Below are 14929 nucleotides of genomic sequence, written 5' to 3'. Positions count from 1 at the left end.
TGAGATAACGAAGAGAATATTTAAAGTGAAGCAGGTGTTAAGTGTTGATGAATGATGGACATCTCTTGATCGATTGCAGCGACCGTGTTGTGTAATTGTGTCATGGGATAACTGAGTGTGGGTTGACTGCCGTCACTCACCATCGCAGGTAAGGGAGGCAGATAGCCACTTCTGTGGGCTTCCAAAAAAGGTACGAGTGCCAAAAGGTGGTCAGTCATCGGTTGCGGTGCTTCGCGAGATGTCGCCAAGGTGTGGATTACTGTTGCAATCTGCGAGGCGAGTGTATGGTTTTGAATCATCAGATTGTTGAACTCGACCGCATGCCACTGACGCGAGTGTGGTTCGAGCATCATCCGATAAAATGCATCGGCTAGATTGCTCAGCGCGACATAGGCGTTTTTGCGAGATAGGCGCCAGGCCAAATCCGCTTGCTTGACTTGTTCGTCGAGCGAGTTTTGTCCTGACTGCTGAAAGACAGTGACATATTTCAAGCCCGCACGCAGGTATTCGCGATTTGCCGATATCGCGGCCCTGGTAAGCGATGGCATGAACTGCGATTCCCACCACGGCAGGAAGTAACTGCAGGCAAACGAAATCACCGAACCGATAAACGTGTCTAACGCGCGATCGCCAATCACGGTGGCCGCCGAGGGGTCGACAAAATGGAAGGCTAACAACACGGCATTTGTGTTGAAGATGGATGCGACCATGTAATTGATCTGCAGCATGCTGCCGCCGATGATGGTGGATAGCACCATAATGGCGAGAAGCCAAGAGTTGCTCAGATTAGCAAACATAATGCCAAGCGCGACAGTGCAGCCAATCAAGGTGCCTACGAGGCGCCAACCGTTGCGCTGTCGAGTCAGTGCAAAGCCCGGCTTCATGATGATGAGTACTGTCAGCAGGATCCAGTAGCCTTGTTGCGCAAGCTGTGGAATAAGTGTCCAGACCGTCATTGCGACCCCAGCTGCAAGGGCGACGCGTAAGGCATACCTGCAGATCGGAGAGTCCAGACGCAGATTGCTAGTGATCATGCGCAGGCGAAAGTGTTCGCGCGATAAAAACTGGCTGAGTGATTGGTCAAGCATGACTGATTCCAACGGCTTAGCGTTCGGCTTGCGTTGTGTCGCCTCAATCATGCGTTCGATAATTTCTGCGCTGTGACGCAGGCGTCTTAGGATTTCAACGCAGAGGTTATAGGTGTTGGGATCGCTTTGCGCAAAGCCATTACGTGTCATTTGCTCTATTTCGTATTCCAGCGCGCGAAGTTCTGCTTTGACGCTACTGCGATGCGAGGCAGTCGTTTCCTTCGATACCGATAAGGCGATGTAGTCAAGATCGACTGACATTTTGCGTAACGCATCGCGCATAAACAAAATTGCATCAGAGTTGCCCAGCTTTTGTCTGAGTAACGCGTAGTCTGTACGCGTGGCAACGAGAGTCTCAAGAATGTCGATCATTTCAATGAACAGATTCCAAAGCATGATGCGTTTGGAGTCAGTGATCAGACCGGCTTTGGCGAGCCCGCGTAACACCATGTCACGTGCTCCTTGGTGTTTATCGGTCATGCTTGATTGGCAAGCCACCAGTTTGCGATAACTATCCTCTAGGTCGCGACTACAGTCGTACATGTCGGCACGTCGTCCGATGTAGTCCGCTGTGGCGAATAAGGCAACCGATAAGGCCTGCTCTTTTTCGCGCACATGCATCACACGGCTCAACGAATAGCTAAACAAGGTGTAAAAAAGGCCACCGGCGAAAGAGGTCAGTGTGTGCAACCAGACCTCGTTGGTTGGCATAGCCTCGTGCATGGTGACAGTCATGAGCAGCAAACATGCAAAACCGATTTGCCCGCCTTTTTTGCCGAACACGGAAAGCATGGAATACGCGAAACATTGCCCAATAACCACAAACCAAATGAGCAGGGGGTGGCTTGAGGCTAAACCGGTTATTGCCACTGTAAGGGTGCTCAGCAGCGTGCCACCCAGCATCTCCCTCACACGATGCTCGTGGGGGCCTGGTTGATCAATAAAGGCGACGCATAGTGCGCCGAAGGTCGCGATCAGACCTGCCCCATACCAGCCAAATATGCCGCCTAGAATCGTGATGGGCAGCAAAATGCCCGCAGCCCGACGCACCCCGCTATATAAGTGGTGGCTGAACAAAAAGCGCTGGAGCTGGCTAACTGCGTCGTTCATCGGGTGTTGTAAGGGGGGGGCAGGGATAAGCCAAGCGCACGCCCAAGTAGGATTTTGTGTGCAGCGCAGCAATTTATTTAATAATCTAGCACCGTCTCGGCGTCTGCGGTGAAAAAGCTAGTGGCAAAGGCATATTTTGACCTAAATGCTCTATTAGCCAACGATTTCGTAGATATTGCCGAGTTGCGCTGCGCCGCACAACACGGTAAAGTTTCAGGTTCGTGCCAAAAAACTAACCGTTTTTTCGTGCGATGGCTTTTAAAGTTTGGGTCACCACCCAACCATCTTTGCCATTTAACTTTTGCTGCTGCCCCTGCCACAAGCATCGGTCAGCGCTTCCGTTTCGATCCAGTGCACCCCTGTTGGGTGCGTGCATAGCCGAATGGCGAATGCGTGCCGGGTTGGCAAGGTGTCCGGGTGGCCAGGCTCCGTGAGTCTGAAAACGTCGGGTCATGTTGCAACACCTGTCGCGGTTCAGCGTTTCTCTTTATCCGAGGATGCAGTCATATGGGCGATGCCGGTAATGAAAGGAATGACTTTATGGAACTCAATGGCGCAGACATCGTCGTGCGTTGCTTGGCTGACGAAGGCGTAGAACACGTTTTTGGCTATCCCGGTGGCGCTGTCTTATACATCTACGACGCAATTTACAAACAAGATAAGTTCAAACATATTCTGGTGCGACACGAGCAAGCAGCCGTGCACGCAGCAGACGCTTATGCACGCTCGTCTGACAAGGTAGGCGTTTGCTTAGTCACAAGCGGTCCTGGTGTGACCAATGCCGTCACGGGCATTGCGACAGCCTACATGGACTCAATCCCGATGGTGGTGATTAGTGGACAAGTTCCGACCCACGCAATCGGTGAAGACGCGTTCCAAGAGTGCGACACGGTGGGCATTACCCGTCCATGCGTCAAACATAATTTCCTAGTGCGTGACATCAAGGATCTAGCGGACACCTTACACAAAGCGTTTTACCTCGCACGCACCGGACGACCCGGCCCCGTGCTGGTGGATATCCCTAAAGACATCACTGCAGCGCGGTACAAGTATTCGCCAGCCAAGGGTGAGCCCGTGATGCGTTCCTACACGCCTGTCGTGAAAGGACATCAGGGACAAATTAAAAAAGCAGTGCAGATGCTGCTGCAAGCCGAACGCCCGATGATTTATTCGGGTGGCGGCGTGATCTTGTCCGACGCGGCGCCTGAGCTACAACAATTTGTCAAGATGATTGGTGCACCCTGCACGAATACCTTGATGGGCTTGGGTGCTTATCCTTCAACCGATAAGCAATTCGTTGGAATGCCCGGTATGCATGGCACCTACGAAGCAAACATGGCAATGCAGCATTGCGATGTCCTGATTGCAGTTGGCGCACGCTTCGACGACCGTGTGATTGGTAACCCCAAGCACTTTGCACAGAATCTACGCAAGATTGTTCATATCGATATCGATCCCTCTTCGATCTCCAAGCGTGTGAAGGTTGACGTGCCAATTGTTGGGAACGTTAAAGATGTGCTGATTGAATTGATGGAGCAGTATCAAGCTGCAGCCGTAGAGACCAAGCCTAATAAAGACGCCTTGGCCAAATGGTGGCAGCAGGTTCAAATCTGGCGCGGTAAAGAGTGTATGAAGTTCGCCGATTCGGCCGAACTAATCAAGCCGCAGTCGGTCGTACAAAAGCTTTGGGAAGTCACTGGGGGTGATGCGTACATTACCTCCGATGTGGGTCAGCATCAAATGTGGGCCGCGCAGTACTACGGGTTTGACAAGCCTCGCCGTTGGATTAATTCAGGCGGCTTGGGCACGATGGGCGTGGGTTTGCCCTACGCCATGGGCGTTCAGATGGCCCATCCTGATGCAACGGTTGCTTGCATTACGGGCGAGGGCTCAATCCAGATGAACATTCAAGAGCTCTCCACCTGTCGGCAGTATCACCTCACACCGAAGATTTTGTGCCTGAACAACCGGTACCTCGGTATGGTTCGCCAATGGCAGCAAATTGACTATTCCTCGCGTTACGCCGAGTCCTACATGGATGCCTTGCCTGATTTCGTTAAGCTGGCAGAAGCGTATGGCCACGTCGGGATGCGCATCGACAAGCCTTCGGATGTCGATGGCGCCTTGCGGGAAGCGTTCAAGTTGAAAGATCGTCTGGTTTTCATGGACTTCATTACGGATCAAAGCGAAAACGTCTGGCCAATGGTCAAGGCGGGTAAGGGCCTGACCGAAATGTTGCTCGGCTCTGAAGATCTATAAGGAGACCACCATGAAACACGTAATTTCTGTTCTGATGGAAAACGCTCCTGGCGCACTTTCGCGTGTGGTGGGTTTGTTTTCTGCGCGTGGTTACAACATTGAAACCCTGACGGTTGCGCCCACTGAAGACAGCACCCTGTCTCGCTTGACGCTCGTCACCATGGGGTCCGATGATGTGATCGAGCAAATCACTAAACACTTGAATCGGTTGATTGATGTGATCAAAGTGGTTGACCTGACAGAAGGTCCACATATCGAGCGCGAACTGATGCTGATTAAAGTGCGCGCAGTGGGCAAAGAGCGCGAAGAAATGAAGCGTATGGCGGATGTTTTTCGCGGACGCATCATTGACGTAACAGATAAGGCCTACACCATCGAGCTCACGGGAAACCAGGAGAAGGTGCAAGCTTTTATTGATGCGCTGGATCGTAGCGCTATCCTCGAAACCGTCCGTACGGGTGTCTCGGGGATTGGCCGCGGCGAACGCATTCTTAAACTTTGATCGGCGTTGGTCGATTGATTTGATTCAAACCAATAGCTTTAAGCATTACTGTATTCAACTTAAAAAAATCTGGAGCCCAGAATGAAGGTTTATTACGATAAAGATTGTGATCTGTCCCTGATCAAAGGCAAGACCGTTGCGATTATTGGTTACGGTTCGCAAGGTCACGCACATGCACTGAACCTGCATGAGTCGGGCGTTAAAGTCGTCGTTGGTCTGCGTAAAGACGGCGCGTCGTGGAAAAAAGCGGCTAATGCCGGTTTGAAAGTCGCTGAAGTTGCTGATGCCGTTAAAGCAGCAGATCTCGTCATGATGCTGTTGCCTGACGAGAATATCGCTCAAGTCTATCGTGAAAGCGTCCATGCAAACATTAAGCCTGGTGCAGCGCTCTCGTTTGCACACGGTTTTAACGTGCACTACGGTCAAGTCATGCCACGCGAAGACATCGACGTCGTGATGATTGCCCCCAAGGCACCTGGTCACACTGTGCGCGGCACCTACTCGCAAGGTGGTGGCGTTCCATCGCTGGTGGCTGTGCATCAAGACAAATCGGGTTCGGCACGCGATGTCGCACTGTCGTATGCCTGCGCCATTGGTAGCGGTCGCGCTGGTGTCATCGAGACAAACTTCCGCGAAGAAACTGAAACTGACTTGTTCGGTGAACAGGCAGTGTTGTGCGGTGGTACCGTCGAACTCATCAAAGCTGGTTTTGACACGCTGGTCGAAGCAGGCTACGCGCCAGAAATGGCCTACTTTGAGTGCTTGCACGAACTCAAGTTGATCGTTGACCTGATTTATGAAGGCGGTATCGCCAACATGAACTACTCGATTTCGAACAACGCTGAGTTTGGCGAATACGAAACAGGTCCTAAAATTGTTACCGATGCAACACGTGATGCGATGCGTCAGGCTCTGAAAGACATTCAGACCGGCGAATACGCCAAGCGCTTCATCCTTGAAAACCAAGCGGGTGCGCCTGCTTTGATATCGCGTCGTCGTATCAACGCTGAGTCGCAAATCGAAGTTGTCGGCGCTAAGTTGCGCGCCATGATGCCTTGGATTGCTGCAAACAAGCTGGTTGATAAGACCAAGAACTGATTTTGAGGCATTTCTGGTGTTTCGGCTTGCGAAAGTGATCCGAAGGCCTGACTCAGTTCAGCCGGCATTCGAAAACACGCCCTTCGGGGCGTGTTTTTTTGGGTTAACCTTTCGCTTACGATGAATACACCACATTATCCGCATCCTATTATTGCCCGTGAGGGTTGGCCTTTTCTAGCGGGCTCCGTCGCGATCGCCTTGCTGGTGACATTTCTGTCGCCTGCCTGGTCTATTCTTTTTTGGGTGATTGCAGTTTTTATCCTGCAATTTTTCCGTGATCCTGCGCGCTCGGGCTCGACCGAAGGCAATGCAGTATTGTCACCGGCTGATGGACGTATCGTTGTGGTGGAGCAAACGCTTGATCCTTACGCACAGCGTGAAGCGCTCAAGATCAGTGTGTTTATGAATGTATTTAACGTGCACAGTAATCGCAGTCCGGTGGACGGTGAAGTGCTGAGCACTGAATATTTTCCTGGCAAGTTTTTCAATGCAGCGCTAGACAAGGCCTCTCTGGAAAATGAGCGCAACGCCATGGTGTTGCGCACGGATGCTGGGCATATTGTGGCCGCGGTTCAGGTGGCGGGCTTAGTCGCCAAGCGGATTCTTTGTTACGCCAAAGCGGGTGATACGATGGCGCGTGGTCAGCGTTATGGCTTTATTCGCTTTGGTTCGAGGGTCGATGTCTATCTGCCAATTGGGTCACGACCACGTGTCGCAATCGGCGATAAAGTCAGTGCAACGAGCACAGTGCTTGCCGATTTACCCTCTTAAACTTTTGAGGCGCCTCCATGGCTAACAATCCAATGCGCGACCCTGAACAACGCCATCGCGGCATTTACCTGCTTCCCAACGCCTTCACGACTGCGGCGTTGTTTGCAGGTTTTTATGCTGTCGTGCAGGCGATGAACGGACGCTTTGAGATGGCTGCCATTGCAATCTTTTGTGCCTTGGTGCTTGACGGTATGGACGGTCGCGTAGCGCGCTTGACCAATACAACCTCCGCATTTGGTGAGCAATACGACTCGCTCTCTGATATGACGTCATTTGGCGTTGCGCCAGCACTCGTGATGTACGAATGGATGCTGCACGACCTGGGCCGCTGGGGCTGGCTTGCGGCGTTCGTGTATGTTGCCGGAGCAGCCCTTCGGCTTGCGCGTTTCAATACGAATATCGCAGTGGTAGACAAGCGTTTCTTTCAAGGTCTTCCCAGTCCGGCTGCCGGCGCATTGATCGCTGGTTTTGTGTGGCTCGTGGTGGATAATCGTTTGCAGGTGCCACGCGAGTTTCTAGCGTGGACCTCGTTTGTGCTGACCTTATACTGCGGGATTGCGATGGTGACTAATTTGCCGTTTTACAGTGGCAAGTCGTTTGCGTTGGGTCGTAGCGTGCCGTTTTGGGTCATTTTGGTATTTGTCGCGGGGTTTGTGTTTATCTCGAGCGACCCTCCCGTTGTGCTGTTTGCGTTATTCGTGATTTATGGCTTATCGGGCTGGGGCGTGTGGTTGTGGCGTTGGCGCCGGCAAGGTCAGCTTTCTGCGTCGCGCAATCAGCGATAAAAAAGCCGGCAGATGCCGGCTTTTGGTTTATATGGGAAACAGACTGTCGCTCAAGGTCAAGGGATCTGGCGCAGGATGAAAACGCGTGACATGTTGGCCATCAGAGCCCATGTAAACGTACATCATAGAGGGCCAAATATCATATTGTTTGTAGCGATAGGCCCAGACAATTTCATTACCCTTGGCGATCCCGTAGGTGTTAGCAGGCGGCCCAAATTGGCATTCGACTTGTTTTGCTGACCATTTACCTACACTCAAGACTTCAAATTGCTCATCCGTGAGTACTTGTTCAATCTTGATGACTTTGCCATCTTTGGCTATTGTGCCACCCCAAGAAAATTGACCGTAGGGTTGCCCAGACCAGATCAAGCGCTCTGTGCCATCGTCTTTTTTGCAGATGGTGTCTGGTTTGCCGTACTTTTTGATCACCTCGGCCAATGGCGTGCCCGGCGGGACGGTGTTCATATTTGCACAACCGGTCAGTAGCGCTGCACCTACTAAAACACTAAGTTTTGTCATGCGGGCGTTTTTCATAAGAGCAGCGCACAAAATATTGCTGAGTACTGACATGGTGGTTTGTCCTTGAAGACGGTTTGATCGTCATTTTAGCCAATCAGCTATAATCGTGCGGCTTTACTTATAAAAAGCATTGTTTTTAAAGCTCTTTAATCCAATCACGTCAGGGCGCCTCGGTCCTGACGCTTGTTATCTGAGGTAATAAAAATGTCTGTAGCTGATATTAAAAAATCCGACATCGTTGCGCAGTTTCAGCGCGCTCAGGGCGATACCGGTTCACCTGAAGTTCAAGTTGCTTTGCTTACTGCTCGTATCAACGAGCTGACAGATCACTTCAAAACTCACCTGAAAGACCACCACTCACGTCGCGGCCTGCTTCGCATGGTTAGCCGTCGCCGTAAGTTGCTCGATTATCTCAAGGGCCGCAACCCTGATTCTTATCGCGCACTGATCGAAAAACTCGGTCTGCGCAAGTGATCGGAATCTGTGGGGCAGTCTCCCCGTGAATCAACCGTGGTTGATGCGGCACGCGTGCTGCGACGCCCACGGTTTTTCATTTGTAAGGAATAAATTGTCATGTTCAATAAAGTGACCAAATCATTTCAGTACGGCCAACACACAGTCGTGCTCGAGACAGGCGAAATCGCTCGCCAGTCGTCGGGTGCAGTGCTGGTCACAATCGAAGACACCGTTGTACTTGCAACAGTTGTTGCTAAAAAAGATGCAAAAGCAGGTCAGGATTTTTTCCCCCTGACCGTCGATTACATCGAAAAAACTTACGCAGCTGGCAAGATCCCCGGCGGGTTCTTCAAGCGCGAAGGTAAGCCCTCCGAAAAAGAAACGCTGACGTCGCGCTTGATCGATCGTCCTTTGCGCCCTTTGTTCCCTGAAGGCTTCTACAACGAAGTTCAGGTGATCATTCATGTCTTGTCGTGCAACCCAGAGATCGATCCTGACATCCCTGCGATGATCGGTGCATCGGCTGCTTTGGCTGTTTCAGGTATTCCATTCAACGGCCCGATTGGTGCCGCGCGTGTTGGTTATATCGATGGTCAGTACCTCGTGAATCCGACCGCCACACAGCTCAAGACATCGCAGATGGATTTGGTTGTTGCTGGTACAGAAGCCGCCGTGTTGATGGTGGAATCTGAAGCGCAGCAATTGTCCGAAGAAATCATGCTCGGTGGCGTGGTCTTTGGTCATACCCAAATGCAAGCTGTCATCAGTGCGATTCACGACCTCGTGCGCGAAGCTGGCAAGCCAGACTGGGTGTGGGCCCCCGCCGCTAAAAACGAAGCCTTGATCGCTTCAGTTACGGCTGCCGCACAAGGCCCTCTCAACGCCGCCTACCAGACGCGTCAAAAGCAAGAGCGCACAACGCAGCTGCGCCAGGTTTACGCTGACGTGCATGGAAAGCTTGCTGAAGAAGCTGCTGCCGCAGGCACAACCAAGCCAGACTCGGTAACGGTTGATAACATTTTGTTCGATCTTGAAGCCCGTATCGTGCGCAGCCAGATTCTGTCAGGTGAGCCACGTATCGATGGTCGTGATACACGCACCGTGCGTCCGATTTCGATTCGTCTGGGCGTGTTGCCTCGCGTGCACGGCAGTGCATTGTTTACGCGCGGTGAAACACAGGCGCTGGTTATTGCGACCTTGGGCACCAAGCAAAACGAACAAATCATTGACGCGCTCATGGGCGAGTATCGTGACCGTTTCCTGATGCACTACAACATGCCTCCGTTCGCCACTGGCGAAACTGGCCGCGTCGGTACGCCGAAGCGTCGTGAAATCGGTCATGGTCGTTTGGCTAAGCGTTCGCTGGTGCCATTACTGCCAGAAGCTGCTGACTTCCAGTACACCATCCGCCTTGTCTCCGAGATCACCGAATCAAACGGTTCATCTTCGATGGCATCGGTCTGCGGCGGTTCGCTCGCAATGATGGATGCTGGTGTGCCAGTTAAAGATTTGGTCGCTGGTGTTGCGATGGGTCTGATTCTTGACGCAGGCAAATTTGCAGTTTTAACTGACATCCTCGGTGATGAAGATCACTTGGGTGACATGGACTTTAAAGTTGCCGGTACCGATAAAGGTATCACTGCGTTGCAGATGGACATCAAAATCCAGGGCATCACCAAAGAAATCATGCAGGTTGCTTTGGCACAAGCGCGCGACGGCCGGATGCACATCCTGTCGAAGATGCGTGAGGCCACACAGGGCGTACGTACAGAGTTGTCTGAATTTGCGCCACGCATGTTGTCCATGAAGATCAATCCAGAAAAAATCCGCGACGTGATTGGTAAAGGTGGTGCAACCATCCGTGCCTTGACCGAAGAAACGGGTTGCCAGATTGATATTTCGGATGATGGCGCCATTGTCATTTCGAGCGCTGATCTCGATCGTGCACGCGAAGCACAGCGTCGTATCACTGAGCTGACTGCCGATGTTGAAGTGGGCCAGGAATACGAAGGTAGTGTTCTGCGTCTGCTAGACTTTGGTGCGATCGTGCAAGTGTTGCCAGGCCGTGATGGTTTGCTGCACATCTCGGAGATTGCAAACTACCGCATTGCCAACATCAATGACGTGCTCAAGGTTGGTCAAAACCTGCGCGTTAAAGTGATCGAGGCCGATGACAAAGGTCGTTTGCGTCTTTCGGTGAAGGCGATTGGTGGCATCGAGCAGCAAGGTGGTGCACCTGCACCTGCTGCAGCACCTGACGCGCCCGCAGCATCGCAGTAGTAAATTCGCTTTATCTCAACCCCACTCGTCGCCTCCGACGGATGGGGTTTTTTATTGTTTTATATTAAACTAAGTCTAATTAGTTTAGTTTATTATGGATCTGAGAATGTCATGCAAACAGTCAACATTCACGAAGCAAAAACTCACCTATCCAAGTTGATTGACCAGGCAACAAAGGGTGATTCTTTTGTCATAGCTAAGGCCGGTAAGCCCATGGTGCTTGTCGTACCATACCAGGCCGCAGAACCGAGGCCTCCCAAACGGCTCGGGTTTTTACAAGATCAATTTGCGATTCCAGATGACTTTGACAACATGGGTCAGGCCGAAATCGAACAGATGTTTAGTGGGAAGTTATGAAGTTTTTATTAGATACTCATCTGTTGCTTTGGGCTGCGAGTCAACCGGAAAAACTATCGAAACAAGCGCAAGAACTCATTGCGCATCCAGACAGCGAATTGTTTTTCAGCGCAGCGAGTTTGTGGGAAATTTCAATCAAACAGAGCTTGGGTAGGGCGGATTTCGATGTGAACGCACGCGTCTTGCGGCGCGGTTTGCTCGACAATGGCTATAGTGAGCTGAGCATCACAGTTGTGCATGCGCTTGCAGTCGAGGTATTGCCTGGTATGCACAAAGATCCGTTTGATCGTATGCTGCTCGCGCAGGCGGATGCCGAAGGAATTACCTTACTGACGTCCGACAAAGTTGTCGGGCAGTACTCTGGTTCCGTTCGTTTAATTTAGCGTCACGCAGTGAGAGACCGATCGTAGCAGCCTGCGAGTCTAAATAGTCGATCGCGTTTGAGCATTGGGATGGTCGCTTCCGGTTGGCGGCGGCCCGTGTCTATCAGTGCCTGAATCGTTGCTTCAATGTGATGGCGCAAAAGTTGCTCATGTGTAGGCCACCATTGTGACAACAAGCGATCAGGGTCAATGAGCCCTAACTGCTGGCGACGCAGCTCTGAGCGGCTGAAATCTTTGGTGTTCCAGGTCACGACGCTAATCGGCAAGCAGTCGGTCTTTACGATAGCCGCCACACCTGCAGCGGCAACGTGTTTGTCTTTTTTGTCAGTGTGTTTAAGGGTGGCTTCATATTCCGTCACATCCCCCATGTCGGCGAATGGAAAGCGCTCTTGCATCCGCGACCATTCGGTTTCAAGCACGTGCGGTTCGATATCCCATAGTCGCGCGGCGTTGCGTTGCCACTCTTGACCAATCTTGTAGGTCCACAGGGGAGCGAACAAGCCTGCTGCGGCTAAATCCAGCAGCAAGGGCCTGAGTAAACCGGACATCATCACGCAGGCGTCGAGCACGAGGGCAGGGCGACTCTCAGCCGTCATTTTAGGGCGCGCAATGCAGCACGTGAAATCGTTGCTGCATCGACACCAAAATAAGATCTGAGCGCCGCACGGGTATCACTTCTGCCGAAGCCATCGGTGCCAAGCGTCAAATAGCGCCGTCCGGCTGGCACATAGGCGCGCACTGATTCAGGCAAGGCTCGGACATAATCCGTCGCTGCGATGATGGGTCCTTCACTATGCTCTAGTTGCTGATATAAGTAGGGTGTCCCGGGAGGAGCCTCATCCTTCAGGAGAGCAGTCTCGCAGGCAACACCATCGCGTGCGAGTTCACTCCAGCTGGTAATGCTGTAAACAAATGTTGTGACTCCTTGAGCAGCAAGTTGTTCGGCCGCTTTGATGACTTCGGTCAGAATTGCACCGGAACCTAAAAGCGTGACGCAGCTCTTTTGGTTCTTTGCGCGATAGGTGTTGAACAAGTAGCAGCCCTTGAGCACGCCCTCGTTGATACCCTCGGGTAGACTGGGTTGCGCGTAGTTTTCGTTCATGAGGGTGACGTAATAAAAAACGTCACGTTGCTCAACCATCATTTCGCGAATGCCTTGATCGACGATCACAGCCATTTCTCCTGCGAAGGCAGGGTCGTACGCCTTGCAGTTTGGAATCGTTGCGGCGTGCAGATGGCTCGAACCATCTTGATGCTGTAGGCCTTCACCGCCGAGCGTCGTGCGGCCAGAGGTTGCACCTAATAAGAAACCGCGAGGCCGTTGATCTGCCGCCGCCCAGATTTGGTCCCCTACCCGTTGGAAGCCAAACATGGAGTAATAGATATAGAAGGGCAGCATCGCTAAGCCGTGCACGCTGTAGCTTGTTGCTGCAGCGGTCCAGCTCGCAATAGCACCGGCCTCAGAAATACCCTCTTCAAGAATCTGACCATCCAAGGCTTCGCGATAGCTTAGGACAGAACCAATATCCTCAGGCGCGTAGCGCTGGCCGACGCTGGAATAGATACCAACCTGTTTAAAGAGGTTGGCCATTCCGAACGTACGTGCCTCATCGGCGACGATCGGCACAATGCGTGGACCAAGCTCTGTATCTTTAAGTAAGTTACCCAGCATTCGAACGAACGCCATGGTTGTACTCATTTCCTTGCCGTCTGCTTTCAGTGCAAAGCCGCTGTGTTGCTCAATGGCAGGCACATTAATTTTTTCACAAACAGTTTCGCGCTTTGGTAAGTAGCCGCCGAGACGCTGACGCTGTGCCTGCAGGTATTTCATTTCTGGGCTGTCAGGCTCGGGTTTGTAAAAACTTAACGAGGTGGCCTGCTCATCGGTTAAGGGCAGGTTGAAACGATTGCGAAACTCAAGCAAGTCGGTTTCATCAAATTTCTTTTGGCTGTGCGTGGTCATTTTTCCTTGCCCAGCGCTGCCCATCCCATAGCCTTTTTTGGTATGCGCCAAAATCACTGTGGGTTGATTTTTATGGTTAGCAGCCGCAACATAGGCTGCATGAATTTTGACCAAATCATGTCCACCACGCTTGAGTCGATCGATTTGGTCATCGGTCATTCCTTGTGCCAAACGCGCGAGCTCTTCGTTTTGTCCAAAGAAGTTATCGCGGTTGAAACGACCATCTTTGGCGGCAAAAGTTTGCATTTGGCCGTCTACCGTATCTGCAAAGGCACGGGTCAGCGCACCTGTCACATCTCTTGCGAAGAGACCATCCCAGTCGCTTCCCCACACTAACTTAATGACATTCCAACCTGCACCAGTGAACAGTTTTTCTAACTCATCAATGATGCGACCATTGCCGCGTACGGGGCCATCGAGACGCTGCAGATTGCAGTTCACGACCCACACGAGATTGTCTAATCCTTCGCGCGCAGCCAAGGTCAGGGCGCTCATGGACTCGGGCTCATCCATCTCGCCATCACCAAATACGCCCCAGACCTTGCGGTTAGAGCAATCGAGTAGATTGCGGTGTGTCAGATAGCGCATGAAGCGTGCGTGGTAAATCGAACTAATTGGGCCGATACCCATCGAGCCCGTTGGGAATTGCCAAAAATCAGGCATCAACCAAGGGTGAGGATAGCTGGATAATCCTTGGGCTCCGTGTTCGATTGCCTGAATTTCTTGGCGATAGTGTTCTAAGTCTTGCTCACTGAGTCGGCCTTCAAGAAACGCACGGGAATACACGCCTGGAGCGCTGTGGGGCTGGAAGAACACTAAGTCGCCACGGTGTTGGCCTGGACCCGTGCCGCGACGCGCCTCAAAGAAGTGATTGAAACCGGTCTCAAACAGATCGGCCGCGCTGGCGTAGCTTGCGATGTGACCCCCGAGTTCTCCATAGGCTTTGTTAGCACGCACGACCATGGCTAAGGCGTTCCAACGCATGATCGATGCCAGGCGCTCCTCTATTGCAAGGTCACCGGGGAAGGCAGGCTGTTGATCGACGGAGATGGTGTTGACGTAAGGACTGTTCAGATCCGGATGCCACCCGAGCTTGACCGTGTGAGCCGCGCGCACTAGCGCGTCGAGTAAAAACTTGGCGCGTTCGGGTCCCGCCTGCTCTAGCACTGCGCGGAAGGCGTCTTGCCATTCCTTGGTTTCCGCACTGTCGGTGTCGGGTGCTTGGCTAATCCAGGAGCTGATACGGGGGTCGATAGAGGCGTTCATGCGGTAGAAGAAGTCTAGATTGGAATATAACTAACATTCTAAATACTTCTGCACAGCATGAGATGCCTAATTTTGTAACAAAATACTATAAT

At 52.1% G+C, this 14929-nt stretch carries 14 protein-coding genes; 9 read left to right on the top strand and 5 right to left on the bottom strand.

All coding sequences use genetic code 11. The annotated features are described in order from the left end of the window. Nucleotides 1–20: 20 nt before the first annotated feature. Nucleotides 21–2198, bottom strand: a complete 2178-nt coding sequence (locus tag KZZ10_RS12880) for an FUSC family protein (RefSeq protein WP_259661931.1) — start codon at nucleotides 2196–2198, stop codon at nucleotides 21–23. A 232-nt stretch (nucleotides 2199–2430) separates the two neighbouring features. After that, nucleotides 2431–2652, bottom strand: a complete 222-nt coding sequence (locus KZZ10_RS12875) for a hypothetical protein (RefSeq protein WP_259661930.1) — start codon at nucleotides 2650–2652, stop codon at nucleotides 2431–2433. 53 nt (nucleotides 2653–2705) lie between these two features. On the opposite strand from KZZ10_RS12875, the gene KZZ10_RS12870 reads away from it, so the two are divergent. From KZZ10_RS12870 to pssA, 5 genes are all read left to right on the top strand, one after another. Further along, the gene (locus KZZ10_RS12870; protein ID WP_259661929.1) at nucleotides 2706–4457 is read left to right on the top strand and encodes an acetolactate synthase 3 catalytic subunit; all 1752 of its coding nucleotides are present in this window, start codon (nucleotides 2706–2708) and stop codon (nucleotides 4455–4457) included. Between the two features lie 10 nt (nucleotides 4458–4467). After that, nucleotides 4468–4959: an acetolactate synthase small subunit gene (ilvN, locus tag KZZ10_RS12865; protein WP_259661928.1), complete on the top strand. Its 492-nt coding sequence runs from the start codon at nucleotides 4468–4470 to the stop codon at nucleotides 4957–4959. An 81-nt stretch (nucleotides 4960–5040) separates the two neighbouring features. Continuing rightward, nucleotides 5041–6057 carry a ketol-acid reductoisomerase gene (ilvC, locus tag KZZ10_RS12860; RefSeq protein WP_259661927.1) on the top strand — a complete coding sequence of 339 codons (1017 nt, stop codon included), beginning with the start codon at nucleotides 5041–5043 and terminating at the stop codon, nucleotides 6055–6057. Nucleotides 6058–6177: 120 nt separating this feature from the next. After that, nucleotides 6178–6828, top strand: a complete 651-nt coding sequence (locus KZZ10_RS12855) for a phosphatidylserine decarboxylase (protein ID WP_259661926.1) — start codon at nucleotides 6178–6180, stop codon at nucleotides 6826–6828. Nucleotides 6829–6845: 17 nt separating this feature from the next. Continuing rightward, nucleotides 6846–7613, top strand: a complete 768-nt coding sequence (gene pssA / locus KZZ10_RS12850) for a CDP-diacylglycerol--serine O-phosphatidyltransferase (RefSeq protein ID WP_259661925.1) — start codon at nucleotides 6846–6848, stop codon at nucleotides 7611–7613. A 27-nt stretch (nucleotides 7614–7640) separates the two neighbouring features. On the opposite strand, the gene KZZ10_RS12845 is transcribed toward pssA, so the two are convergent. Further along, nucleotides 7641–8132 (bottom strand): hypothetical protein, encoded by a 492-nt coding sequence (locus KZZ10_RS12845; protein WP_259661924.1) that lies wholly within the window; start codon nucleotides 8130–8132, stop codon nucleotides 7641–7643. 204 nt (nucleotides 8133–8336) lie between these two features. Here KZZ10_RS12845 and rpsO point away from each other — a divergent pair, with 204 nt between their 5' ends. The 4 genes from rpsO (at nucleotide 8337) to KZZ10_RS12825 (ending at nucleotide 11608) form a co-directional block, all read left to right on the top strand. Continuing rightward, on the top strand, nucleotides 8337–8606 hold the full coding sequence (gene rpsO, locus KZZ10_RS12840) for a 30S ribosomal protein S15 (RefSeq protein ID WP_259661923.1): 270 nt from the start codon (nucleotides 8337–8339) through the stop codon (nucleotides 8604–8606). 99 nt (nucleotides 8607–8705) lie between these two features. Beyond that, nucleotides 8706–10868, top strand: a complete 2163-nt coding sequence (gene pnp, locus KZZ10_RS12835) for a polyribonucleotide nucleotidyltransferase (RefSeq protein ID WP_259661922.1) — start codon at nucleotides 8706–8708, stop codon at nucleotides 10866–10868. 111 nt (nucleotides 10869–10979) lie between these two features. Next, entirely contained in the window at nucleotides 10980–11225 is a 246-nt protein-coding gene (locus tag KZZ10_RS12830; RefSeq protein ID WP_259661921.1) for a type II toxin-antitoxin system Phd/YefM family antitoxin, read from the top strand. Beyond that, a complete protein-coding gene (locus tag KZZ10_RS12825; protein WP_259661920.1) occupies nucleotides 11222–11608 on the top strand; it encodes a type II toxin-antitoxin system VapC family toxin in 387 nt (128 codons plus the stop codon). Before KZZ10_RS12830 ends, KZZ10_RS12825 begins: the two co-directional genes overlap by 4 nt. 2 nt (nucleotides 11609–11610) lie before the next feature. On the opposite strand, the gene KZZ10_RS12820 is transcribed toward KZZ10_RS12825, so the two are convergent. Next, the gene (locus KZZ10_RS12820) at nucleotides 11611–12204 is read right to left on the bottom strand and encodes a PIN domain-containing protein (protein ID WP_259661919.1); all 594 of its coding nucleotides are present in this window, start codon (nucleotides 12202–12204) and stop codon (nucleotides 11611–11613) included. Next, nucleotides 12201–14837: an alpha-ketoglutarate dehydrogenase gene (mdeB, locus tag KZZ10_RS12815; RefSeq protein ID WP_259661918.1), complete on the bottom strand. Its 2637-nt coding sequence runs from the start codon at nucleotides 14835–14837 to the stop codon at nucleotides 12201–12203. The genes KZZ10_RS12820 and mdeB overlap by 4 nt, the downstream gene beginning before the upstream one ends. Nucleotides 14838–14929 lie beyond the last annotated feature (92 nt).

The organism is Zwartia hollandica, assembly GCF_019923725.1.
GTDB lineage: Bacteria > Pseudomonadota > Gammaproteobacteria > Burkholderiales > Burkholderiaceae_B > Zwartia > Zwartia hollandica.
The sequence above is the reverse complement of the archived record's forward strand: the minus strand, read 5'-3'. Positions and strand labels throughout refer to the sequence as shown.